The organism is Microbacterium sp. P26 (assembly GCF_023712585.1).
GTDB classification, from domain to species: Bacteria; Actinomycetota; Actinomycetes; order Actinomycetales; family Microbacteriaceae; genus Microbacterium; species Microbacterium algihabitans_A.
The window spans coordinates 312775-335713 of sequence record NZ_JAMAXZ010000003.1 but is presented as its reverse complement, the minus strand read 5'-3'; the positions used below and the strand labels follow the sequence as shown (position 1 = coordinate 335713).

The window sequence follows — 22939 nt, the reverse complement described above, 5'->3', positions numbered from 1 at the left end:
CACGTCGGAACGGGCCCCGTGCACTCGATCGAGTGCTTCGGGGCCCGTTCCGCGTTTCAGGCAGCGTTCGAGACGTAGGTGCGCGCAACGGTCGGCGATACGCGGAGCGCGATCTCCTCACCGATGGTGTCGATGAGTTCGGCGAGGTCGGTCGCGCTCTGCAGGGCCGCGGGGCCGAACACAGCGATCTCGTCTCCCGGCTGAGCGCCGGTCCACGGTGCGAGTACGGTCTCGGTCGGTGCGATCGCCTCGACCCGTCGCGGTCCCTCGGGGGTGAGCACGTCGAAGCGCGCGCCCAGGGCGCTGGGCAGCCCGTGCAGGCTCCCCACGTCGAGGTGCACGCCCGCGGCGTCCACCGAGGTCACGGTGGCCGACAGCGTGGCGATCGGCTCGATGCCGAGCTCCTGCTCCCCCGGGCCTCCGGCGGGACGGATGCCGTACGAGAACGCGCCGACGCGCACGAGGTCTTCGCGGAACTCGCCTCTCGCGAAACCGGCCGCGCTGGCGGCCAGGTGCGAGAAACGCGGATCGAGCCCGGCCGCGCGGGCCGTCTCGCGCGCCGCCAGGAACAGCGCCCGGGCGTCGTCGTCATCGGCATCCGAGGCCTCGGAGATGTGCGACCAGATGCCCTCGAACGCGACGCGCCCCGCCGTGACCAGCTCCGCGGTCCGCGCGAGAGCGGCCTCCCACCGTTCCGGACGGATGCCGTTGCGGTGCAGGCCCGTGTCGATCTTGAGGTGCACGCGGGCAGGCCGATCGGCCTCGAGCCGGGACAGGTCGTCGAGGAGCGCTTCGTCGCCGATGCCGAGATCGAGGTCGGCCGCGATGCCCGCCGCGAGATCGTCGGCTCCGCCGATCAGCCACACGAAGATCCGCACGTCGGGCCCGGCGATGCGCCGGACAGCGGCCCCCGTGACCACGTCGAAGGCGCCGATCCAGCGGACGCCCTCCGCGACGGCGCGCGTCACGATCGGCTCCAGCCCATGCGCGTAGGCGTCGTCTTTCACGACGAGCATGTGCGCCGCGGGTGCCACGGCCTCGCGCACGCGACGGAGGTTGCGGGCGAAGGCGTCGAGGTCGACGCGGTAGACGGCGCTCACGCGGTCACCCGCCGATCAGCGCGGACGCCGACGACGGCGACGATCTCCGCGGCGCCCAGGCCCGTGGCATCCGTCCACTCCTCGAGCGAAGGATGCCCGTCGGCCGGGTCGCCGAAGAAGACGACCTCGGCCCCGCGCTCGACCGTCGCCTCCTCGACGTCGACCACGCAGACGTCCATCGCGACGCGCCCGACGATGCGGTGCCGACGCCCGCCGATCGCGACGGTGGCGGCGTTGCCGAGAGAGCGCACCACGCCCTGGGCGTAGCCGCCGGTGACGAGGGCCACGGTGGTGTCGTGGGGCGCGCGATGCGTGTAGCCGTACGAGACGCCCTCTCCGCGCAGCAGCGGCTTGGTGCCCAGCGCGCGCCCGCGCAGCGACAGAACGGGCTGCGCGTGCGAGCCGGGCATGCCGAACAGGACCGCGGCGTCGAGAGGGGCGGCATCCATTCCGAGATCCTCCAGCACCGAACGCACCCACTCGGCGCCGTGCCCCCACGCGTCGGCGGCGAGCACGTCGTCGCCGCCGGTCGCGATGCCGGCGGCGAGGGCGAGGGGCGCGTTGCGGCGCAGGGCGGACTCGGAGACGAGGGCCACGGGTGCCACTCCCCCGGCCTCGGGCAAGCGGGCAGGGAGCGTGGAGGTCACCCCTCTAGACTAACGAGGTCCGTGATCCCCGACCCCGGAGCCTCATGCCTCACAAGGGTTTCTCCCCCGTCACGCGCCTCCGCTACCTCGCCGGACGCGCCCGCCGCATCGATGTCGGCTCGGTCGTCGAACGAGCCAAAGAGGCCTCGAGCCAGCACGGCAAGGCCCTGCCGCTCGTCGTCGCCGACATGCTCTACCAGGCCGGTGTGAAGAACGTCGGCTTCCAGGACTACATCGACTACGACTTCGCGATCCTCACCCCCGCCGAGCGCTCCACGTACATGACGCACCCGGTGTCGAACCAGATCTCGCAGAAGTACGACCACCCCGACTACCGCGGCCTGTTCCAGGACAAGGTCGAGTTCGACCGGAAGTTCAGCGAGTTCCTGCGCCGCGAGTGGATGGTGGTGGATGCCGGCAACGCCGACGACCTGCGCGCCTTCACCGAGCGCCTCGGCACCATCGTCACGAAGGAGCCGGTCGGTCAGGCCGGCACCGGCGTGCACCGCTACCACGCGACCGAGGTCGAGGACTGGAGCGCCTTCCACCGCGGACTGCTCGAGCGCGGCGAGATCCTCGTCGAAGAGGTCATCCGCCAGCACGACGATCTCGCGGCCGTCTGCCCCGGAACCGTCAACACCACTCGCGTCACCGCGTTCTTCGACGGACAGAAGACCCACATCCTCGCCATGGCGCAGAAGTTCGGCCGCGGCGCGGTCAGCGACCAGATGACCTTCGGCGGCTTCTACACGATGCTCGACGAGAACGGCCACGCCCTCGGCGCCGGCTACGACTCGCACGGCCACGTGCACGAGCTGCACCCCGACTCGGGCGCGCGCATCGCCGACTTCCAGCTGCCGATGATCGACGAGGTCAAGGCGTTCGTCGACGAGGTCGCGCGCATCGTTCCGCAGGTGCAGTACGTCGGCTGGGACATCGTCGTCGGCCCCGACGGCCCCGTGCTCGTGGAGGGCAACTGGGGCGCCGGCGTGTACGAGAACAAGCCGAGCGTGACCGGCATCCGCACCGGACACAAGCCGCGCTACCAGGCCGCCATCGGGTTCTGATCCCGGATGCCGAGAGGCCCGTCCCCCGCGTGGGGGCGGGCCTCTTCTGCGTAGCGCGGGAGGGTCCCTGAGCTTGTCGAAGGGTCCGGGGTGCGGCGTGGGGTGCGGTGGTTTCGACGGGCTCAGCCACCTCGGTTGGGGGCTCTGCGGATTGCGGTGGCTTCGACAGGCTCAGCCACCTGGGTCGGAGAGTTGCCGGCATCCGGGAACGCGAAAGGCCCGCCCCGAGAACGGGACGGGCCTTTCGACGAGTTCTGTCAGTTGTGGCGCACGATGCCGAGCGGCGTCGACTCGTGACCCTGACCGAGCGGGTTGTCCTTGAGGATCGCGACGAGGCGCTTCTCGCCGGCCTTGTCCATCGTGGAGCCGAGGATGTTGCCACCCAGGTCGTTGATGTCGACCACGGCCACCTGCAGGTCGCCGCCGAGCAGCGACTTGAGGCGGGCGGCCACCTCGCGGGGGCGCTCGGGTCCGAGCACGACGGCCTGGTTGTACGGCGGGATCGTGCCCTTGGTCGGACCGTCGATCGCACGCGCCTTGTCGCCGGCGATGCGGTAGAAGTCACCCTTGCGTCCGAACGCCTTGGTCACGGCCGAGACGGCCGCGGCGAACAGGATGCGGGGCGTTCCGCACTCGCGCAACGCCATCTCCATCGTCTCGGGCATGCCCAGGCCGATGCCGTAGGGCGTGCGGGTGACGTACTTCGACAGGAAGAGTGCGAGCTTGCGGGGCTTGATCGTGTCGAGCTTGAACGACCGGCCCTGCGTGATCGCGACGATCTTCTCGGTGACGAACAGCAGGTCGCCCGGCTGCACGGCATCCTTCGCGTACTCGAGGATGAACGCGTCGAGGTCGTCGCCCGGCATGACGACCCGCGTGCGGATCGGAATGCGGGCGTACGAGGTGCCCTCGACGGTGACGGTGAGCGCCTTGCCGGCGTTGGCCTCCGCGCTCATTCGAGGTAGTCCCGCAGCGACTGCGAGCGGCTGGGGTGACGCAGCTTCGCCATGGTCTTCGACTCGATCTGGCGGATGCGCTCGCGCGTGACGCCGAACGTGTCGCCGATCTGGTCGAGCGTCTTGGGCTGACCGTCGCCGAGGCCGAAGCGCATGCGGATCACGCCGGCCTCGCGCTCGCTGAGCGAGTCGAGGAGCGACTCGAGCTGGCGCTGCAGCATGGTGAAGCCCACCGCGTCGGCGGGGACCACGGCCTCGGTGTCCTCGATGAGGTCACCGAACTCGCTGTCTCCGTCTTCACCGAGGGGCGTGTGCAGCGAGATGGGCTCGCGGCCGTACTTCTGCACCTCGATGACCTTCTCGGGGGTCATGTCGAGCTCGCGGCTGAGTTCTTCGGGCGTGGGTTCGCGACCGAGGTCCTGCAGCATCTGACGCTGGACGCGCGCGAGCTTGTTGATGACCTCGACCATGTGCACCGGGATGCGGATGGTGCGGGCCTGGTCGGCCATGGCGCGGGTGATGGCCTGTCGGATCCACCAGGTGGCGTAGGTCGAGAACTTGAAGCCCTTGGTGTAGTCGAACTTCTCGACCGCACGGATCAGGCCCAGGTTGCCCTCCTGGATGAGGTCGAGGAACTGCATGCCGCGACCGGTGTAGCGCTTGGCGAGCGAGACCACGAGGCGGAGGTTGGCGCCGAGCAGGTGGCTCTTGGCGCGCTGACCGTCGCGGGCGACCCACTGCAGGTCGAGTCCGAGCTGGCCCGTCTTCTCGGCCGCCGACATGTTCGACAGCTTCTCTTCGGCGAACAGACCGGCCTCGATGCGCATCGCGAGCTCGACCTCTTCGGCCGCGTTCAGGAGCGGGACCTTGCCGATCTGCTTCAGGTAGTCCTTGACCGGGTCGGCGGTGGCGCCGGTGATCTGCGCGGAGTAGACGGGGACGTCGTCTTCGTCGCTCGAGGAGATGACGATCGCGCCGGTGGGAAGAGCCTCGGCGGGCGCCGCCGGGGTCTCGTCGTCATCGTCGTCGTCGGTCTTCTTCGCGTCGGTCTTGGCCGCGTCGTCGGAATCGTCGGCGTCCGTGGTGTCGTCGGCTTCGAGGTCGACGTCGGCTTCGACTTCGGCGTCCTCTTCGTCTTCGAGGTCGTCGTCCTTCTTGGCCTTCGTCTTCGCCTTCGCGGGCGCAGCCTTGGCCTTGGCGGGGGCCTTCTTCGCGGGAGCCTTCTTCGCGGTCGTCGTCGTCGACGCCGTCACGGTCTCCTCGGAGTTCTCGAGCTCGGTGTCCTTCGCACTCCGGGAGCGGGTCTTGGTTGTCGTGCCTGCCACGTTTCGCCTTTCACCGGGAACGTACGTTGCACGGCCGCCGGTCGTTCTCGGACACTAGTAAGACCCTTGTCAAGTCCCGAGCCGAGGAGCGGGGCTCCTGGACCGGGTGACAACGGGTCAGGTTCTTCATTGTCTCACATCCCCAGACCGGGACTTGACGTGGACCGGGGATCTATGCGTAGACAACGTCTCCGCGCCCCCGCGCATTCCCGTCGGCCCGGTCAAGCCGGGAACACCGCCGAGCGCTGCGGGAGAAGAGCGAGCCGGATGCCGAGTCCTGCGGCATCCGGGATTTCCGAACACCGCGCGCGGAGAGCGGTGCGGGCGGATGCCGAGTCCCCCGGCATCCGAGATCGTCGCGGCCGGGATCAGCCGAGCTTGCCGCGGCGGTCGTCGTCGCCGGGGCGCGAGGCGAGGAAGCGCTCGAGCTCCGCGGCCAGTTCGTCTGCGCTGGGCAGGTCGCCCGTGTGGATGATCGGGGTGGCCGAGGTGGAGCCGGCCATGTAGGCGTCGTAGCGCTCCTCGAGTCCCTCGAGCATGCGGGTCAGCTCGTCGCTGCCCTCGACCTGCTCGGTCACCTTGGCGATGAACTCGCGGTTCTCTTCGCGCAGCACTTCTCCGGAGAAGACGAGGCCGGTCGCCACGGTGAGGCTGTCGAGACCAGCCAGGGCGGCGGCGGGGTATTCGGTGTCGCCGAGGTAGTGCGGAACGAGAAGAGCGAAGCCGGCGACCTTGGCGCCCGCCTCGGCGAAGCGGTACTCGAGCAGGTGTCCGGCGGTGGAGGGCACCTGCGTGTGCGGACGCCAGACGGAGTGAGCCTCGGCGAGGTCGGGGCGCGTGCCGCTGACGGTGGTGCCGATGGGGCGCGTGTGCGGAACGGGCATGGGGATCGCGTGCACCCAGCTGACCGACGACACCTGCAGGCCCGCCGACAGCTCGAGGACCGTCTCGGCGAAGGCCTCCCACAGGAAGTCCGGCTCGTAGCCGGCGAGCAAGAGGAAGGGATGCCCCAACGAGTCGTGCGCGAGCGACAGCTCGAGGCGCGCGGGGCGGTAGTCGGTCAGGTGGTCTTCGACGAAGGTGATGACCGGCCGACGCGCCCGGTAGTCGAGGAGCGCGTCGTTGTCGAAGACGAACACGGGGTTCGGCTGGAGGTCGTCGCGGAAGTACTCCACGAGACGAGACACGGCTCCGCCTGCATCGGTGAACCCGGTGAGAGCGATCACGAGCGGCAGGCCCGACGGCACGGGCGGCGCCGCGGGGGCGCGGTCGTACAGCGGGACGGATGAGGGCATGCTTCCACTCTACGAGCGGTCGCGAATGCGTCGGCGGCGGTGCGTCCCGCTGCTAGCGAACACGGGCGAACCTAGGATGGATCCCATGCCGTTCCCCTCCGTGGCGTACACCTCCGCCCCCTCCCTCGAATCCGACGCCGACGCGATCCTCCTGATCGTCCCGACCGTTTCGGAAGGAGCACCCGATCCGGACGGCTGGTCCGGACTGTTCGCCGCGCTGTCGGCGGTGGGCTTCACGGGGGCCGCCGGCTCGTTCCAGCGCGTGCACGTTCCGGGTGTGTCGACCCCGGTCGCCGTCGCGGGCGCCGGCACCGACCCGGGCGAGTCCGCCCTGCGCGATGCCGCGGGAACGGGGCTGCGACAGCTCACCGGTTTCGCGCACGTCGCCGTGCAGTCGCTGGTCGCCTCGGCCTGGAGGCCGCTCGCCGAAGGAGCCGCTCTGGGCGGCTACCGGTTCGCCGACTACAAGAAGAAGTCCGCCAAGCCCCGCGCCACCCAGGTGACGGTCACGGGCACTGACGCCCCGTCCGACGCCGACGTCGCGGCCGTTGCCGCCGTCTCGGGCGCCGTGGCCTTGGTGAAGGACCTCGTGACGACCCCCGCCGAGTGGCTCGGACCCGCCGACTTCGCCGACGCCGCCGTCGCGGCCGTGAAGGGACTGCCGGTCGAGGTCGAGGTGCTCGACGAGAACGCCCTCCGCGAGGGCGGCTACGGCGGCATCCTCGGCGTCGGGCAGGGATCCGACCGCCCGCCGCGCATGGTGCGCCTCGACTACGCGCCGGCCGGCGCCGAGCGTCACGTCGCCCTCGTCGGCAAGGGCATCACGTTCGACACCGGTGGGCTGTCACTGAAGCCGCCGGCATCCATGGTCGGCATGAAGTACGACATGTGCGGAGCCGCCACGGTCCTCGCCGTGCTGAAGGCCGCCGCCGAGATGGAGCTGCCGGTCAAGGTCAGCGCCTGGCTGTGCATCGCCGACAACATGCCGTCGGGTCGCGCGACGCGCCCGGGTGACGTGCTGCGCACCCTCGACGGCACCACGGTCGAAGTGCTCAACACCGACGCCGAGGGGCGCCTCGTGCTCGCCGACGGTCTCGCCGCGGCCAGCCGTGAGAACCCCGACCTCATCGTCGACGTGGCGACTCTCACGGGCGCCATCACCGTCGCCCTCGGCAACCGCCACACCGGCGTCATGGGAGAGGAAGCGGCCGTGGCCGAGTACCTCGCGGCGTCGGCGCGCACCGCCGAGCTCGCGTGGCAGCTGCCGCTGCCCGACCACATGGTCGACGACCTCGACTCCCCCATCGCCGACCTGCAGAACGCGAAGATCGGCGACCCCGCCGGTGGATCGCTGTTCGCGGGGCTCTTCCTCCGCCACTTCGTCGGCCGGGTTTCCGATGCGGCCGACGCGCCTCGCATCCCGTGGGTGCACCTCGACATCGCCGGCGTCGGCATGAACAAGGCGGCGCCCTTCGGGTACACCGACAAGGGCGTCACCGGCGCGACCGTGCGTTCGCTGGTGGAGATGATCTCCGCGGGCGGCGAGCGATGACCGATCACACCGCCGACGTCGTCATCCTGGGCGGCGGCAGCGGCGGCTACGCGGCGGCCCTGCGTCTCGCCGAACTCGGCAAAGACGTCGTGCTGGTCGAGAAGGACAAGCTCGGCGGCACGTGCCTGCACCGTGGGTGCATTCCGACCAAGGCGCTGCTGCACGCCGGCGAGGTGGCCGACGCCGCCCGCGGCGCGGCGGACATCGGCGTCGACGTGACCTTCGGCGGTATCGACCCCGCGCGCGTGCGGTCGTACCGCGAAGGGATCGTCGCGAAGAAGTTCAAGGGCCTCGAAGGATTGATCTCCGCCCGCGGCATCCGTGTCGTGTCGGGGGAGGGCTCGCTCGAGGCCGGACCCGCCGTCCGTGTCGGCGACGACGTGTACCGCGGCACCGACGTGATCCTCGCGACGGGCTCGTACAGCCGCAGCCTTCCGGGCCTCGAGATCGGCGGACGCGTGCTCACCAGCGAGCAGGCCCTCGACCTCGACGTGATCCCCGACCGCGTGGTGGTGCTCGGCGGCGGCGTGATCGGCGTGGAGTTCGCGAGCGTCTGGCGTTCGTTCGGCGTCGACGTCACGATCGTCGAAGCTCTCCCCCACCTGCTCCCGGCCGAGGACGTCTCGTCGAGCAAGGCCCTCGAGCGCGCGTTCCGCAAGCGCGGCATCGCGTTCCAGCTCGGTCGTCGATACGACACGCTCACTCAGACGGCGGACGCCGTGACGGTGACGCTCGACGACGGCAGCGAACTCGTCGCCGATTACGTGCTCGTCGCGGTCGGTCGCGGTCCGGTCACCGCCGGTCTCGGTTACGAGGAGGCAGGCGTCGTGCTCGACCGCGGCTTCGTGCAGACCGATGAGCGCCTGCGCACCGCCGCCCCGCACGTCTGGGCCGTCGGCGACATCGTCCCCGGACTCCAGCTGGCCCACCGCGGGTTCCAGCAGGGCATCTTCGTCGCGGAGGAGATCGCGGGGCTCTCCCCCGTGCTGGTCTCCGACATCGACGTTCCGCGCGTCGCCTATTCGCACCCCGAGGTGGCCTCCGTCGGCCTCACCGAGGCGCAGGCTCAGGATCGTTACGGATCCGAGGCCGTGAAGGCGTACGAGTACAACCTCGCGGGCAACGGCCGCAGCGAGATCATCGGCACCTCGGGCATCGTCAAGATCGTCCGCCGCGTCGATGGGCCCGTCGTGGGCGCCCATCTCGTGGGCGACCGCGTGGGCGAGCTCATCTCGGAGGCCCAGCTCGCCGTGGGCTGGGAAGCGCATCCGGAAGACATCGCCCCGTTCATCCACGCACACCCCACGCAGAGCGAGGCGCTCGGCGAGGCCTTCCTGGCACTCGCGGGCAAGCCGCTGCACGCACTCTGACCACAAACCGGTCACTAAGCTAGATACCGCATCCGGTACGAAGGAGACATATTCATGAGCACTTCCGTCGTCCTCCCCGCTCTCGGGGAGAGCGTCACCGAGGGAACGGTCACCCGCTGGCTCAAGCAGGTCGGTGACACCGTCCAGGAGGACGAGGGTCTGCTGGAGATCTCGACCGACAAGGTCGACACCGAGATCCCCTCGCCCGTCTCGGGCGTGATCGAAGAGATCCTCGTGCAGGAAGACGAGACCGTCGAGGTCGGCGCCGTCCTGGCGAAGATCGGTGACGGCTCCGGCGCCGCCTCGTCCGACGACGCCCCTCAGGAGGCCCCGGCCGAGGAGCAGTCCGCTCCCGCCGAAGAGGCGGCCGCCGCCGAGGCCGCTGCCGAGCAGCCCGCCGCCGAGCAGCCCGCTGCCGAGTCCGCGCCCGCCGCGAGCGGCGACTCGACCGAGGTCAAGCTCCCCGAGCTCGGCGAGAGCGTGACCGAGGGCACCGTCACCCGCTGGCTGAAGGCCGTCGGCGACGACGTCGCGGTCGATGAGCCGCTGCTCGAGATCTCGACCGACAAGGTCGACACCGAGATCCCGTCGCCGGTCGCCGGCACGCTGCAGGAGATCCTGGTCCAGGAAGACGAGACCGTGAACGTCGGTGCCGCTCTGGCCCGCATCGGCAGCGGTGCCGCTCCGGCCGCGCAGCCCGAGGCGCCCGCCGCCCCGGCCGCCGAGGAGAAGCCGGCCGAGCAGCCCGCGCCCGCCGCGGAGGAGAAGCCGGCCGAGCAGCCCGCCCCCGCCGCCGAGGCGAAGCCCGCCGAGCAGAAGCCCGCTGAGCAGCCCGCCCCGGCTGCGTCCGCTCCGGCATCGGCTCCGGCCGCGTCGTCCAACGACGATGTGACCTACGTCACCCCGCTCGTGCGCCGCCTCGCGCAGCAGCAGGGCGTCGACCTGGCTTCGGTCAAGGGAAGCGGCGTCGGTGGACGTATCCGCAAGGAAGACGTGCTCAAGGCCGCCGAAGCCGCGAAGTCGGCTCCCGCCGCTGCGGCTCCCGCCGCGTCGGCCCCGGCCGCGGCCCCCGCTCCCGTGGAGGTCTCGCCCCTGCGCGGAACGACGCAGAAGATGTCGCGTCTGCGCAAGGTCATCGCCGAGCGCGCCGTCGCGTCGATGCAGGCCACGGCCCAGCTGACGACCGTCGTCGAGGTCGACGTGACCAGGCTGTCGGCGCTGCGCGACCGCATGAAGGGCGAGTTCCAGCAGAAGACGGGCGACAAGCTCTCGTTCCTGCCGTTCTTCGCGATCGCCGCGATCGAGGGCCTCAAGGCGTACCCGATCATCAACTCGACGGTCGAGGGCGACGAGATCGTCTACCCCGCCCACGAGAACGTGTCGATCGCCGTCGACACCGAGCGCGGCCTGCTGACGCCGGTCGTCAAGGACGCCGGCGACAAGAACATCGCCCAGCTGGCTCGCGAGATCGCCGATCTCGCCGCCCGCACGCGCGACAACAAGCTGAAGCCCGACGAGCTCGCCGGTGGCACCTTCACGCTGACCAACACCGGTTCGCGCGGCGCGCTGTTCGACACGCCCATCGTGTTCCTGCCGCAGTCGGCGATCCTCGGCCTCGGTGCGGTCGTGAAGAAGCCCGGTGTGGTCTCGGTCGACGGCAAGGACGCGATCTCGGTCCGTTCGTACGTCTACCTCGCCCTGTCGTACGACCACCGCATCATCGACGGTGCCGACGCCGCCCGCTTCCTGGGCACGGTCAAGGCTCGTCTCGAGGCGGCGCAGTTCGAGGGCGACCTCGGCATCTGATCCCACCGAGCGCCGGCTCATGATGGCTGGTCCGCGACCGTTCTGACGGCGCGGACCAGCCATCGGTCTCTCTGGCGCACGAGCGTGACGTACTGCGTGACGTCGGCGCTCTTGAGCGAGACGACGGCCACTCCCCCGAAGTCGTCGATCAACGAGACCTGCCCGCCCGCGGCCATCGGCAGCAGCGGTTCGCGCGGGAACGCCGAGTCCTCCTCGTGAGCCGCTACGCAGGCCGGTTCGTCTTGGCAGGCGTCGATCTCGCCGAACAGCGCGCGAGCGCCCTCGACCACGTCGTCGATCAGGGGAAGGCGTTCGTCGGCGGGCTCGGCCGTAGACAGGACGACGGTCGGCGTGGGCGTCGACGCTGAATCTGCGACGATCGTCGTCGCAGTGGTCGCGGCGGGGTCGTGCTGGCCTGCCGGGAGCAGCAGCGCCAGCGCGACCGCGAGGACGGCCGCCGTCGCCGTACCGATCAGCGCCACGCGCATCCGTGGCGAAGACCGCCACCGCGTGCGGAACTCGGCGAAGCTCTCACGGACGGCCTCGGCCAGATCAGCGTCGACGAGCCGCAGCGCCAGAGGCGACTCCCCCTCATCCGGGCGAACACCCGGAGACGGCGAACTGACGTGTGCGGGAGTCAACGGCCCCAGCACGAGCGGCTCGGGTGCGGCATGCGCGAACAGCCGCCGTTCGAGGGCGTCCCACTCGCGCGGGGGTCTCGTCAGCACCGTCTCGTGCGCGCGGGACAGCAGACCTCGCGTGTCGTCGTCTGCAGCGGCATCCGTCAATCGCTCCAGACACGACGCCGTCTCCTCGATGGGGTCGCCTCCGGCCGCGTCGGGGATGGCGACGGGGCGCCCCTCCGCCGTGAGCCACCACGTCGTGCGCGCGATCCTCCCGACGACGGAGCGGCACCCTCGCAGCAACCCCACGGCGGCGGTCACGGCCTCGCCGGGGACGAGTGCGACGGCGCTGAGGGCGCGCCGCCGGAGGTAGGCGTCGAAGGATTCGACGAGGACGGATGCCGTGGCGGTGCTCATGCGCCGATCGTCGCCGACCTCCCCTCGGCCGCGTGGAGCCGCCCCCTCGATCCGTGGACGATTCGGCCGATTCACGCACTGGGGAGGAGGAGTCCGCGTCGAAGATAGAATCGTCACCATGGCCGCTCGCACCACCACGCCCGAGAAGCGTCCGGGCTTCTTCTCGCAGATCAAAACCCTGTACACCTTCACCCAGAAGGAGTACAAGTGGCTGCCGTTCCTGCTCGCCGGCATCGTGCTGGTGGGCATCGCCCTCGGCGTGCTCGTCGGTTTCCTGATCCCGCCGCTGGCGGTGTGGAGCGTCATCCTGTGGGCCGTCACCGGTCTGCTCGCCGGCATCCTGGCCGGCATGATCACGATGACCCGCCTGTCGACGACGGCCATGTACAAGAAGATCGACGGCATGCCCGGCGCGACCGGTCACGTGCTGTCGTCGTCGCTCGGCCGCAACTGGCAGGCCTCCGAGGCGCCCGTCGGCGTCAACCCGCGCACGCAGGAGGCGCTCTACCGCGCCATCGGCCGCGGTGGTGTCGTGCTGATCGGCGAGGGCAACCGCAGCCGCCTGACCCGCCTGGTCGGCGAAGAGCGCTCGCGCGTGCTGCGCGTCGCCGCCGGTGTGCCGGTCACGGTGCTCTACGTCGGACACGGCGACGACGAGGTGCCGATCGCCAAGCTCGCCTCGACCATCAAGGCGTTGCCCAAGAAGGTCGACCGCTCCACGATGGCCGCCGTCATCAAGCGCGTGTCGTCGGTGTCTCAGGGCCTGTCGTCGCTGCCGATCCCCAAGGGCGTCGACCCGACCAAGATGCGCGCTCCGCGCCCGCGCTGACCCCCATACGACGACAGCCCCCGCTCAGGCGGGGGCCGTTTCGTGTCAGCTGCGGACGAGGATCGTTCCGACGGCCTTGTCGTGCAGGCCGCGCTGGTCGGAGTCGAAGACGACCGCGGGGATGATCAGGGCCAGAAGGATCGTGCGGACGATCGGGCGCCATAGGCCGACCCAGCCTCCGGATGCCAGCTCGAGGCGCATCCCCATGATCCGGTGCCCGGGGCTTCCGCCGATGAGCGGGATGAACAGGATCTGCACGGCGAAGAAGATGAGGTTGGTCGCGACGGGGTTCGCGAACGGCACTCCCGTCACCGGGTCGGGGGTGGAGAAGAAGGCGAACCCGATGAGTCCCGCGCTCGCGACGTCGATCAGGAGGGCGGCGATCCTCCGGCCCGGACGGGCGATCGAGCCGCGTCCTTCGCGGGGAAGGCCGAGCCGTTGGCCCGGGTAGTCGTTCTCTGCGGGGAGGGTCACGGCATCCAGCGTAATCGGGCCGACGTAACATCCCGGAAACACGCGAGATATGACCGGGACACCGGTTCTGGGTAGGGTCGAGGAGGCTGGCCGAGGCCGGCATGATCCCGAATGTTCTACCTCTGGAGTCTTCATGTTCAAAGATTCGTCCGAGGTGCTCAAGTTCATCCAGGACGAGGACGTCAAGTTCCTCGACATCCGTTTCACGGATCTTCCTGGTGTGCAGCAGCACTTCAACATCCCCGCCTCGACCGTCGACGAGGAGTTCTTCACCGTCGGACAGCTGTTCGATGGCTCGTCGATCCGCGGGTTCGCGAACATCCACGAGTCGGACATGCAGCTGATCCCCGACGTGACGACCGCGTACGTCGATCAGTTCCGCGAGGCCAAGACCCTCGTCATGATCTTCGACATCTACAACCCCCGCAACGGTGAGATCTACGGCAAGGACCCGCGCCAGGTCGCCAAGAAGGCCGAGAAGTACCTCGCCTCCACCGGCATCGCCGACACCGCGTTCTTCGCCCCCGAGGCCGAGTTCTACATCTTCGACGATGTCCGCTACGAGGTGAAGCAGAACTCGAGCTTCTACTCGGTCGACTCCGAAGAGGGCGCCTGGAACACCGGTCGCGAAGAAGAAGGCGGAAACCTCGCCAACAAGACCCCCTACAAGGGCGGCTACTTCCCCGTCTCGCCGGTCGACAAGACGGCCGACCTGCGCGACGACATCACCCTCAAGCTGATCGAGGCGGGCTTCGCGCTCGAGCGTTCGCACCACGAGGTCGGTACCGGTGGTCAGCAGGAGATCAACTACCGCTTCGACACGATGCTGCACGCGGCCGACGACATCCTGAAGTTCAAGTACATCGTCAAGAACACCTGCGAGCAGTGGGGCAAGGTCGCGACCTTCATGCCCAAGCCGCTCTTCGGTGACAACGGCTCCGGCATGCACACGCACCAGTCGCTGTGGAACGACGGCAAGCCGCTGTTCTACGACGAGACCGGCTACGGCGGACTCTCCGACGTCGCCCGCTGGTACATCGGTGGTCTGCTGGCGCACGCGCCCGCCGTCCTCGCCTTCACCAACCCGACCCTCAACAGCTACCACCGCCTGGTGAAGGGCTTCGAGGCGCCGGTCAACCTGGTGTACTCGGCCGGTAACCGCTCCGCGGCCATCCGCATCCCGATCACGGGTACCAACCCCAAGGCCAAGCGCATCGAGTTCCGCGCTCCCGACGCCTCGGGCAACCCGTACCTCGCGTTCGCGGCGCAGCTGATGGCCGGCATCGACGGCATCAAGAACCGCATCGAGCCGCACGAGCCCGTCGACAAGGACCTCTACGAGCTCCCCGCCGAAGAGGCCAAGAACATCCCGCAGGTTCCGAACTCGCTTCTCGACTCGCTCGAGGCTCTGCGCGCCGACCACGAGTTCCTGCTCGCCGGTGGCGTCTTCACGCAGGAGCTCATCGACACCTGGATCGAGTACAAGATCGAGAACGAGATCCAGCCGATCGCCCAGCGCCCGCACCCCTTCGAGTACGAGCTGTACTTCGGGGTCTGATCGCCCGATCGTCCACGTCGACGCCCGTCCCCGCCGTTTCGCGGGGGCGGGCGTCGCCGCGTTCGGCGGGGGCGGTCGGACCTCCCGACGTCGCTCTCGGGGCGTTCATTCGTCCGTCCCCGTGCGGACGGTCGCACAGGCGCACAGGGGATAGCTCGTCGCTGGGAGTCAGCGACGCGGCGACTTGTCCGACCGGTGCATCACAATGCCGCGCCAGATGAGGACGACACCGAAAGCGATACAGAGTGGGGCAAGCAACCAGACCGGGATGCCGCGACGAGTGATCTCACCCAACGCGCCGGACGCTGCGGCGCCCCAAAACAGTGCGATCCCTACGACGGACACCATCCCTCCGAAGCAGATGATGATCTGCGCCGTTGCGCGGTCCTGCGGAGCGCGGTCGTTCCAAGCCATGAGCACGAACGTAGCGGACCTCGAGGACCGGAGGTACGCCCACGATGTCAGGCGCTCACAGAGTCGAAGTGGCGGCAGGCAACGCTCCCCCCATCGCGACATTCACGAGGGGCAGAGCATCGCCATCGGTGGTGACCGTCAGAGGGCGATCGCGGCTATTCGACGAGAGCGTGGACGCCCCGACTTCTCCGCCATAGCCGAGCGTGAAGCCGGGTTCGAGACCCTCCCCCAGGTGGAGGGCACCAAGCCCGTCGACGAGGGTCGCGGCGTCGGCAGTGTGGCGAGCGTCCCGGCCCGGTTGCGGCACTGAGAGCCGGTGTTCAGCCGTAGCTGAAGCACGCGTCTCTCTTCGGCTCACGTGGGCTCTCAATCCCCCAGAGCGGGGGTTCTCCGGATGAGCGCACCCGCAGTGAGCACGACCAACCCGGTGACGAAGATGAGCATTGCGACGAGCATCACGGTGGCGTCGTGGGGCAGCATCGCGCACCCGGTGGAGGTGTCCTCGTAGTCGCAGCTGCGCCAGGGCTGGAAGAAGTAGAGGATCACCAGGGCGCCGCTCAAGATCGCGACGGCCGCGCCCGTCCCGAGCAGACGCGTTCTGGTGGTCATGGGCCTATCGTATTCACGCCCCACCGCACCGCAGCTCCCGCTCGGAAAGCGGTTTCAGGAGCAGGCGTGCTTCGACCAGATCTCTATGGAGCGGTCGCTGTCCGGGTACCCGGCTGCCTCGAGCTCGCCCTTCACGTGCAGGCTGACCGCGAGCAGGTATGCTTCCCCCTCCACCTCGGCTGGCGCATGCTCACGACGCTCCTGGTCGTTCATCGACAAGTCGAGCAGACTGCTCGCCGCGGCCAGGGAGTCGACGGTCACTGGCGCCGTGGCGAGTGCCTTTTCAGCGATCCGGAGTATCTGGTCGGGGGCGTCACCGCGCGGTACGCCCAGCCACCAGGAGCCGACGCAGTCCTGGCCGGCGGCGGTGAACTCATCTACCCGGTCCGCGGGGCCGAGCGCGGCAGCGCACCCGGTCGCGAGAACCATCGCCCCGGCCATGGTGGTTCCGAAGGTCACCATAGACCAGAGTCGTGATCGCATGCCGCCAGCGTACGGGGTCATGCCGCCTCGCATCTCCCCCGTCGGGTGGATGCGATCGCCGACCGGCGCTCGTAGCGTGGCGGGATGAGCGACGAGAAGGACACCGAACCGGAGGAGCGCCGGCAGCGCCTCGTTGCACTGGGACTCAGCCTGGGGCTGTGTTTCGGCGCCGCGGTCGGGGCTCTCGTCTTCGACAACGTCGGCCTCGGCATGGGGCTCGGTCTGGCCATTGGCCTCGGGATCGCCGCCACCGTCAGCAAACGCCGCTGACCGCCCTCGACCTCCGCCAGGGAGACGTCGGTGGGTGCTGCCGTCGCCGTCCCATTCGGGTGAACGCCGCTGCGAGCACGTGCAGATTCTCAGCCCGCGCGCGCCGCGCGCTTCTGTTCCTGGAACACCCGGATCGCCTCGTATCGTTCCGCCGACCGGGCCTGTCGCTTCGCGGCCTCCTCTTCGCGCACCTTCGGAGGGGCGGCGGTGACGAGGTCGTCGAGCAGATGTCGGACGGATGCCGAGATCTCGGCGACGGCGCGATCGAAGACCTCTTGATTGGCCGTGACGGTTTCGTCGTGCCCACGATCTTGCGCACGAACTGGAGCGCGGCGTCGTGGCACTCGGCATCCGTCGCCGGAGGCTCGAAGTTGTGCAGGGGGACGATGTTGCGGCACATGCCCGCCAGGGTAGGCCCGTCCGCGCCGGAGGGCGAGTGCGTCAGCGGGCGCGGACTGCGCGAACGCGCGGTAGCGCCCGCCTCAGATCGGGATCTCGACGAGCCGGAACCAGCGTCCGCTCGGCTGCAGGCGCGACAGGACGGGGAGGAAGTGGGGGTCGCTGACGTGTCCGTCGAAGTCGACGCTCGCATGCCCGCGATCGGCGAGACGGTCGAGCGAGCGGCGGAGGCAGCCCTCGACCAGCTGCTCGCCGTCGGGCTGGTCGCGCGAAGTCGCCTCGGTCACGATCAGGTGCGGGTCGCTGTCCTGATAGCAGAGCGAGATCGCGAGCACGTCGCCGGTGGCACTGACCGCGACCGATGAGGCGTCGATGTCGAGCGCGTCCCAGAGGTCCTCGTTGAGGGCGTCGGCGAACACCTCGCGCACCGGGCTCCACGTCTCGTGCGTCCAGCGGTACATGTCGGCGTGGGCGGCCTCGATCCGCGCACGGTCGACGCCGGCAAGGGGCTGCACCCGGGGGTCCGGGCGGAGCACCGCGCGGGCGTCGAGCGCGACGCGCACCGGCGGCACGACCTGGATCGTCACGGCGCCGAGCGCATCGGCGAACAGCAGTGCAGGGTCGTCGACGTAGCCGCGGGCGACGAAGGGGACATCGTCAGAGCGCAGCGTCGCGAGGTGGTGCACGAGCGCGGTGCCGATCCCCTGCCGGCGCCGCTCGGGATGCACGACCACCTCGAGCCAGAAGTGCGTGTCGTGCACGCGCGAGAGCCAGATCGCGCCGGCGGCGACGATCTCACCGCGCTCGATCGCCACCGCCGACCGCGTCTCATCGTCGCGCCAACGGTCGCGGGCGAGGGTGCGACCCTCCCACCACCACGGCGAGCCGGAGAGGTCGTCGTCTGTCAGCGCGCGAAAGTCCACGCCCCCACCCTCGCAGACCGCTCGGGTTCCCGGCATCCGCACAGGCGCCCCTCCGCCGCGATGTCGGAGGTCCACGCAAGGATGGAGTCATGCAGGACTCCCCCTACGCCTCGCGTCCGTGGTCGACCTCCTACGCCGAGGGGGTGCCGCTCGACATCGACGCGCCGTCGCAGACGCTGCCCGAGATGCTCGCCGCGAGCGTCGCCGCCTACGGCAAGAAGACTGCGCTCGAGTTCTTCGGCGCGACGACGACCTATCGCGAACTGGGCGACCAGGTGTCGCGCGCGGCCGAGGGGCTGCGCCGGCTCGGCGTGCGCTCAGGCGACCGGGTGGCCCTCATCCTGCCGAACAGCCCGCAGCACGTCGTGGCGTTCTACGCGGCGCTGCGGCTCGGCGCGATCGTGATCGAACACAACCCGCTCTACACCCCGCGCGAGCTGCGCCACCAGTTCGAAGACCACGGCGCGCGGTTCGCGATCGTGTGGGACAAGATCGCCGACACCGTTGCGGAGTTCCCCTCCGATCTCGCGCTCGAGCACATCGTCAGCGTCGACATCACCGCCGCGCTGCCGCTCGGCAAGCGCCTCGCGCTGCGCCTGCCGGTCGCCAAGGCGCGCGCCGCGCGTGCGCAGCTCACGACCGAGCCCACCTCGAAGCGACCGACGGCGTGGGCGAAGCTGCTCACGCGAGGCACGCTCTCGCGCAAGCATCGCGGTCCGCAGCTCGACGACATCGCCCTGCTGCAGTACACCAGCGGCACCACGGGCACGCCGAAGGGCGCGGTGCTCACCCACGCCAACCTGCGCGCGAACGCGATGCAGGGGCGCGCCTGGGTTCCGGGTCTGCACGACGGCGAAGAGACCTTCTACGGCGTGCTGCCGCTGTTCCACGCCTACGGGCTCACCCTGTGCCTGACCTTCGCGATGAGCATCGGCGCGAAGCTCGTGCTGTTCCCGAAGTACGACCTCGAGCTGGTGGCCGCCGCGGCGAAGGAGAGCCCGCCGACGTTCCTGCCGGCCGTTCCGCCGATCTACGACCAGCTGGCCCGCGCCGCCGCCCGCGGCACGATCGACCTCACCAGCGTGCGCTTCGCCATCTCGGGGGCGATGAGCCTTCCGGTCGCGACCGTCGACCGGTGGGAGGCCGCTACCGGCGGCCTGCTCGTCGAGGGGTACGGCATGACCGAGTCGTCTCCGGTGGCGCTGGGCAACCCCATCGGGCCGTCACGTCGTCCCGGCACCGTGGGTGTGCCGTTCCCGAGCACCGACATCCGCGTGGTCGACCCCGACGACCCGTCCGTCGACCGACCGCTCGGCGAGGCCGGCGAGCTTCTTCTGCGCGGACCCCAGGTCTTCCAGGGGTATTGGAACCGACCCGGCGACACCGCCGAGACCCTGTTGCGGGGCGGCTGGCTGCGCACGGGCGACATCGCGACGGTCTCGACCGACGGCTTCGTCACCATCGTCGACCGCTTGAAAGAGATCATCATCACGGGTGGCTTCAACGTCTCGCCGAGCGAGGTCGAAGACGTGCTCACCTCGCACCCCGACATCGCCGGGGCTGCTGTGGTCGCGCTGCCGAAGTCGCAGGGCGGAGAAGACGTCGCAGCCGCTATCGTGCTGCGCGACGGCGTCGAGCTCGAGCCCGAAGCGATCCGCGACTTCTGCAAGACGCGCCTGGCCGCCTACAAGGTGCCGCGCCGGGTCATCGTGGTCGACGACCTGCCCCGTTCGTTGATCGGCAAGGTGCTGCGGCGCGAGGTGCGCGAGCGTCTGATGAAGTGAGTTCGAGGTCGGCGGATGCCACGCATGCGGCATCCGCCGACCTCACCCGTAAAAGAGTTTGTCGAAGACGCGCCGCGCGCGGCGAGTGGCGCCGAGGTAGTCCTCTTCGACCTGCGTCGCCGAGCGCGGCGCGTACTCCAGAATGCGGCCGATGCCGTCGAGCTTTCCGCGGTCGACCGGCAGTACGTCGCTCGTCTGGCCCGACAGGAGCGTGTTCGCCGAGCGCAGGCGACTGGCCAGGTGCCAGGCCGCGGCGAGCTTGTCGGCGGCGTCGTGCTCGATGATGCCCGCGTCGGCCGCCGCGCTCAGCGCATCGAGCGTCGAGGTCGTGCGCATGCCCGGAACCGCGCGCGCGTGCTGCAGCTGCAACAACTGCACGAGCCACTCGACGTCGCTGAGGGACCCCGGGCCGAGCTTCAGGTGACGCGCGGGATCGGCGCCCTGCGGCAGTCGTTCGTTCTCGACCCGTGCCTTGATACGGCGGATCTCGCGTAATCCGTTCTGGTCGGCGGTGACCGGGTAGCGCACCTCGTCGGCCAGCTCCATGAACGCGGCGATCAGCTTCACGCTTCCGGCGACGCCGCGCGCCCGCAGCAGTGCCTGGGCCTCCCACGACAGCGACCAGCGCCGGTAGTACTCGGCGTATGCGTCGAGCGAGCGCGCCAGGGGGCCGCTGCGACCCTCGGGCCGGAGCTCGGCATCGAGATCGAGCGGCAGACGGTGGTCTTCCGAGTGCTCGCGCACGCCCGCGACGATCTTGAGGGCCAACTGGCTCGCGCGCTGCGGGTCGACGCCGTTCGCCCGGTAGACGTACATCACATCGGCATCCGACCCGAAACCGAGCTCGCGACCGCCGAAGCGCCCCATCGCGATGATCGCGAAGTCGAGGTCGTCGTCTTCCGGGGGCACCACCACGCGCCGGACGGCCCGCAGGGTCGCCTGGATCGTGACCTCGGTAATGGTGCTGAGCGCATCCGACAGCTCTTCGAGCGACACCGTGCCCAGCACCGCCGCCATCGCGACGCGCAGCATCTCGCGCCGTCGCAGCGCACGCACCGAGCGCATCGCGTCGTCGATGTTCTGCCAGCGCGTCTGGATCGCGCGCGCCTCTTCTTCGAGTGCCTTGCCCGAACGGGGGCGCAACAGCGCGTCGTCGTCGAGCCACGCGACCGACTCGGGGATCCACTCCATCAGCTCGCCGATGTAGCGCGAGCCCGAGAGCACCCGCGTGAGGCTCTCGGCTGCGCCGGCGGAATCGCGCAGCATCCGCAGGAACCACGGGGTGTTGCCGAGGCGTTCACTGATGCGACGGAAGACCAGCAACCCATAGTCGGGATCGACCCCGTCGGCGAACCACCGGATCATGATCGGCATGAGGTGCCGCTGGATGGTCGACTTGCGGCTCAGTCCGCTGGTGAGGGCGGCGATGTGGCGCAGAGCGCCGGCCGGGTCGCGGAAGCCGATCGCGGCGAGGCGATCGCGGGCTTGCGCGGTCGACAGCGTGCGCTCGCCCTCGGGAAGGGCGGCCACCGCCGACAGCAGCGGGCGGTAGAACAGGCGCACGTGGATGTCGCGCACCTCGCGCTTGATGCCCTCCCAGACGGCCTGCACCCCGGATGCCGAGTCGGCAAGCCGCGACGCGCGTGCGAGCACCCGCAGGTCGTCGTCCTTCTCGGGCAGCAGGGCCGTGCGGCGTAGGCCGCGCAGCTGCAGACGGTGCTCGAGCAGTCGGAGCAGACGGTAGTCACGGCCGAAGGCCTCGGCCTCGGTGCGGCCGATGTACCCCTCGGCGACGAGCGCGTCGAGGGCTTCGAGCGTGCCGCGCTGGCGGATGCGCTCGTCGGTCAGGCCGTGCACGAGCTGCAGCAGCTGCACGGTGAACTCGACGTCGCGGATGCCGCCGGGCCCGAGCTTCAACTGACGGTTGACCTCGGCCGCGGGGATGTTGTCGGTGACGCGCTCGCGCATGCGCTGGACACCCTCGACGAAGTTCTCGCGCTCCGCGCTGTGCCAGACCAGGGGCTGCATCGCGGATACGTACTCGGCGCCGAGCGTCGCATCGCCCGCGATCGCGCGGGCCTTCAGCAGGGCCTGGAACTCCCAGCTCTTCGCCCAGCGCGCGTAGTACTGCTCGTGCGAGGCGAGGCTGCGCACCAGCGCGCCCTGCTTCCCCTCGGGGCGCAGGTTCGCGTCGACCTCCCAGAGCGGAGGCTCGATCTCGGCGCCCGAGATGCCGCGCATCGTCTGCACGGCCAAGCGTGTGCCGATGTCGATCGCGCGGGCTTCGGACACCACCTCTTCATCGGCCGAACCGCCGACGAAGATCACGTCGACGTCGCTGACGTAGTTGAGCTCGCGCGCGCCGGTCTTGCCCATCGCGATGATCGCGAAACGGGTGGCTTCGACCTGTTCGCGAGGGAACGCGCCGGGCCCCGCGCCGCTCACCCGCGCACGCGCGACACTGAGCGACGCCTCCAGGGCCGCCCCCGCGAGGTCGGCGAGGGCCGACGACACGACGCCGATCGCGCCGGCCGGGTCGTCTTGGCTGAGGTCGTACGCCGCGATGCGGGCCAGCAGACGCCGGTAGCGCACGCGCAGCGCCACCCACGCGGCATCCGTCGCATCTCCCGCGAACCCGTCGACATCGTGCACGGATGCCAGGAGCTCGGCGCGCATCGTGTGCTCGTCGGGAACGGTGAGCCCCGCACCCGAAAGGTGCACCAGCTCGTCGGGGTGGCGCAGGTAGAACTCCGCGAACCCGTCGGACGCGCCCACCAGATCCCACAGGGCACGCCACGCGCCGGCGTCGGTCGAGACGGTGCGAACGGCCTCCCTGTCACGCCGGGCGACCTGCAGGATCGCCAGCACCGCCCGATCGGGGTCGGCCACGCGCTGCGCGAGCGCCATGGCATCCGCCCGCTCCACACCGAGTTGCTCCTCGAGCTCGCCGAGCAGGGAGTCTGCTTCGGCGAGCCGCGAGAAGCCGGTGCGAGCGAGCGCGGTGAGCGCGGTCGACCGATCGCCCGAGGTCATGGACC

Annotated in this window: 20 protein-coding genes and 1 pseudogene; 8 read left to right on the top strand and 13 right to left on the bottom strand. The window is 69.9% G+C overall.

Going from position 1 to position 22939, the window contains the following annotated elements; genetic code table 11:
- Positions 1–56: 56 nt before the first annotated feature.
- Together M3667_RS08115 and M3667_RS08110 are read right to left on the bottom strand one after the other, a co-directional pair.
- Positions 57–1100 (bottom strand): alanine racemase, encoded by a 1044-nt coding sequence (locus M3667_RS08115; protein WP_251507155.1) that lies wholly within the window; start codon positions 1098–1100, stop codon positions 57–59.
- A complete protein-coding gene (locus M3667_RS08110; protein WP_251507153.1) occupies positions 1097–1747 on the bottom strand; it encodes an alanine racemase C-terminal domain-containing protein in 651 nt (216 codons plus the stop codon). The genes M3667_RS08115 and M3667_RS08110 overlap by 4 nt, the downstream gene beginning before the upstream one ends.
- Positions 1748–1791: 44 nt before the next feature.
- Between M3667_RS08110 and M3667_RS08105 the strand changes: the two genes are divergently transcribed.
- Entirely contained in the window at positions 1792–2814 is a 1023-nt protein-coding gene (locus M3667_RS08105; protein ID WP_251507151.1) for a sugar-transfer associated ATP-grasp domain-containing protein, read from the top strand.
- A gap of 257 nt (positions 2815–3071) precedes the next feature.
- Here M3667_RS08105 and M3667_RS08100 read toward each other — a convergent pair whose 3' ends face one another.
- From M3667_RS08100 to M3667_RS08090, 3 genes are all read right to left on the bottom strand, one after another.
- Positions 3072–3770 (bottom strand): coenzyme F420-0:L-glutamate ligase, encoded by a 699-nt coding sequence (locus M3667_RS08100; protein WP_251507150.1) that lies wholly within the window; start codon positions 3768–3770, stop codon positions 3072–3074.
- Positions 3767–5095 carry an RNA polymerase sigma factor gene (locus M3667_RS08095; RefSeq protein ID WP_251507148.1) on the bottom strand — a complete coding sequence of 443 codons (1329 nt, stop codon included), beginning with the start codon at positions 5093–5095 and terminating at the stop codon, positions 3767–3769. Before M3667_RS08095 ends, M3667_RS08100 begins: the two co-directional genes overlap by 4 nt.
- A 368-nt stretch (positions 5096–5463) precedes the next feature.
- On the bottom strand, positions 5464–6390 hold the full coding sequence (locus M3667_RS08090; protein WP_144833574.1) for a proteasome assembly chaperone family protein: 927 nt from the start codon (positions 6388–6390) through the stop codon (positions 5464–5466).
- A gap of 85 nt (positions 6391–6475) precedes the next feature.
- Between M3667_RS08090 and M3667_RS08085 the strand changes: the two genes are divergently transcribed.
- From M3667_RS08085 to sucB, 3 genes are read left to right on the top strand one after another with little or no spacing between them, the layout of a single operon-like run.
- Entirely contained in the window at positions 6476–7942 is a 1467-nt protein-coding gene (locus tag M3667_RS08085) for a leucyl aminopeptidase (protein ID WP_251507146.1), read from the top strand.
- Positions 7939–9312, top strand: coding sequence for a dihydrolipoyl dehydrogenase (lpdA, locus tag M3667_RS08080; protein ID WP_251507144.1), 1374 nt, complete (start codon positions 7939–7941; stop codon positions 9310–9312). Before M3667_RS08085 ends, lpdA begins: the two co-directional genes overlap by 4 nt.
- A 54-nt stretch (positions 9313–9366) precedes the next feature.
- Positions 9367–11118 (top strand): 2-oxoglutarate dehydrogenase, E2 component, dihydrolipoamide succinyltransferase, encoded by a 1752-nt coding sequence (gene sucB / locus M3667_RS08075; protein WP_251507141.1) that lies wholly within the window; start codon positions 9367–9369, stop codon positions 11116–11118.
- A gap of 17 nt (positions 11119–11135) precedes the next feature.
- Here the strand turns inward: sucB and M3667_RS08070 are convergent, their stop codons facing one another.
- On the bottom strand, positions 11136–12158 hold the full coding sequence (locus tag M3667_RS08070) for a hypothetical protein (RefSeq protein WP_251507139.1): 1023 nt from the start codon (positions 12156–12158) through the stop codon (positions 11136–11138).
- Positions 12159–12276: 118 nt separating this feature from the next.
- On the opposite strand from M3667_RS08070, the gene M3667_RS08065 reads away from it, so the two are divergent.
- On the top strand, positions 12277–12987 hold the full coding sequence (locus M3667_RS08065; RefSeq protein ID WP_251507138.1) for a DUF4191 domain-containing protein: 711 nt from the start codon (positions 12277–12279) through the stop codon (positions 12985–12987).
- A 45-nt stretch (positions 12988–13032) separates the two neighbouring features.
- Here the strand turns inward: M3667_RS08065 and M3667_RS08060 are convergent, their stop codons facing one another.
- A complete protein-coding gene (locus M3667_RS08060; protein ID WP_251507136.1) occupies positions 13033–13461 on the bottom strand; it encodes an RDD family protein in 429 nt (142 codons plus the stop codon).
- Between the two features lie 133 nt (positions 13462–13594).
- Here M3667_RS08060 and glnA point away from each other — a divergent pair, with 133 nt between their 5' ends.
- Positions 13595–15019 carry a type I glutamate--ammonia ligase gene (glnA, locus tag M3667_RS08055; RefSeq protein ID WP_056231492.1) on the top strand — a complete coding sequence of 475 codons (1425 nt, stop codon included), beginning with the start codon at positions 13595–13597 and terminating at the stop codon, positions 15017–15019.
- 168 nt (positions 15020–15187) lie between these two features.
- Here the strand turns inward: glnA and M3667_RS08050 are convergent, their stop codons facing one another.
- From M3667_RS08050 to M3667_RS08040, 3 genes are all read right to left on the bottom strand, one after another.
- Entirely contained in the window at positions 15188–15433 is a 246-nt protein-coding gene (locus tag M3667_RS08050; RefSeq protein WP_251507135.1) for a hypothetical protein, read from the bottom strand.
- A gap of 366 nt (positions 15434–15799) precedes the next feature.
- Positions 15800–16042 (bottom strand): hypothetical protein, encoded by a 243-nt coding sequence (locus tag M3667_RS08045; protein ID WP_251507133.1) that lies wholly within the window; start codon positions 16040–16042, stop codon positions 15800–15802.
- A 54-nt stretch (positions 16043–16096) separates the two neighbouring features.
- Positions 16097–16525 (bottom strand): hypothetical protein, encoded by a 429-nt coding sequence (locus M3667_RS08040; protein WP_251507132.1) that lies wholly within the window; start codon positions 16523–16525, stop codon positions 16097–16099.
- Positions 16526–16609: 84 nt separating this feature from the next.
- On the opposite strand from M3667_RS08040, the gene M3667_RS08035 reads away from it, so the two are divergent.
- Positions 16610–16795: a hypothetical protein gene (locus tag M3667_RS08035; RefSeq protein WP_251507130.1), complete on the top strand. Its 186-nt coding sequence runs from the start codon at positions 16610–16612 to the stop codon at positions 16793–16795.
- An 89-nt stretch (positions 16796–16884) separates the two neighbouring features.
- Here M3667_RS08035 and M3667_RS17120 read toward each other — a convergent pair.
- Both M3667_RS17120 and M3667_RS08025 read right to left on the bottom strand, forming a co-directional pair.
- Positions 16885–17387 (bottom strand): annotated as a pseudogene (locus M3667_RS17120) (DUF2277 domain-containing protein).
- Positions 17278–18117: a GNAT family N-acetyltransferase gene (locus M3667_RS08025; RefSeq protein WP_251507128.1), complete on the bottom strand. Its 840-nt coding sequence runs from the start codon at positions 18115–18117 to the stop codon at positions 17278–17280. Before M3667_RS08025 ends, M3667_RS17120 begins: the two are co-directional and overlap by 110 nt.
- Positions 18118–18206: 89 nt before the next feature.
- On the opposite strand from M3667_RS08025, the gene M3667_RS08020 reads away from it, so the two are divergent.
- Positions 18207–19901, top strand: coding sequence for a long-chain-fatty-acid--CoA ligase (locus M3667_RS08020; protein WP_251507127.1), 1695 nt, complete (start codon positions 18207–18209; stop codon positions 19899–19901).
- A 42-nt stretch (positions 19902–19943) separates the two neighbouring features.
- On the opposite strand, the gene M3667_RS08015 is transcribed toward M3667_RS08020, so the two are convergent.
- Positions 19944–22934 carry a bifunctional [glutamine synthetase] adenylyltransferase/[glutamine synthetase]-adenylyl-L-tyrosine phosphorylase gene (locus M3667_RS08015; RefSeq protein ID WP_251507125.1) on the bottom strand — a complete coding sequence of 997 codons (2991 nt, stop codon included), beginning with the start codon at positions 22932–22934 and terminating at the stop codon, positions 19944–19946.
- Between the last annotated feature and the right edge of the window lie 5 nt (positions 22935–22939).

Excerpts from the sequence above, each read along its gene's own strand:
- M3667_RS08085 (WP_251507146.1), top strand. The coding sequence starts at position 6,476 with ATGCCGTTCCCCTCCGTGGCGTACACCTCCGCCCCCTCCCTCGAATCC.
- M3667_RS08105 (WP_251507151.1), top strand. The coding sequence starts at position 1,792 with ATGCCTCACAAGGGTTTCTCCCCCGTCACGCGCCTCCGCTACCTCGCC.
- M3667_RS08045 (WP_251507133.1), bottom strand. The coding sequence starts at position 16,042 with ATGACCACCAGAACGCGTCTGCTCGGGACGGGCGCGGCCGTCGCGATC.
- M3667_RS08100 (WP_251507150.1), bottom strand. The coding sequence starts at position 3,770 with ATGAGCGCGGAGGCCAACGCCGGCAAGGCGCTCACCGTCACCGTCGAG.
- M3667_RS08020 (WP_251507127.1), top strand. The coding sequence starts at position 18,207 with ATGCAGGACTCCCCCTACGCCTCGCGTCCGTGGTCGACCTCCTACGCC.
- M3667_RS08040 (WP_251507132.1), bottom strand. The coding sequence starts at position 16,525 with ATGCGATCACGACTCTGGTCTATGGTGACCTTCGGAACCACCATGGCC.
- M3667_RS08065 (WP_251507138.1), top strand. The coding sequence starts at position 12,277 with ATGGCCGCTCGCACCACCACGCCCGAGAAGCGTCCGGGCTTCTTCTCG.
- sucB (WP_251507141.1), top strand. The coding sequence starts at position 9,367 with ATGAGCACTTCCGTCGTCCTCCCCGCTCTCGGGGAGAGCGTCACCGAG.
- M3667_RS08050 (WP_251507135.1), bottom strand. The coding sequence starts at position 15,433 with ATGGCTTGGAACGACCGCGCTCCGCAGGACCGCGCAACGGCGCAGATC.
- M3667_RS08035 (WP_251507130.1), top strand. The coding sequence starts at position 16,610 with ATGAGCGACGAGAAGGACACCGAACCGGAGGAGCGCCGGCAGCGCCTC.
- M3667_RS08070 (WP_251507139.1), bottom strand. The coding sequence starts at position 12,158 with ATGAGCACCGCCACGGCATCCGTCCTCGTCGAATCCTTCGACGCCTAC.
- M3667_RS08015 (WP_251507125.1), bottom strand. The coding sequence starts at position 22,934 with ATGACCTCGGGCGATCGGTCGACCGCGCTCACCGCGCTCGCTCGCACC.
- M3667_RS08090 (WP_144833574.1), bottom strand. The coding sequence starts at position 6,390 with ATGCCCTCATCCGTCCCGCTGTACGACCGCGCCCCCGCGGCGCCGCCC.
- lpdA (WP_251507144.1), top strand. The coding sequence starts at position 7,939 with ATGACCGATCACACCGCCGACGTCGTCATCCTGGGCGGCGGCAGCGGC.
- glnA (WP_056231492.1), top strand. The coding sequence starts at position 13,595 with ATGTTCAAAGATTCGTCCGAGGTGCTCAAGTTCATCCAGGACGAGGAC.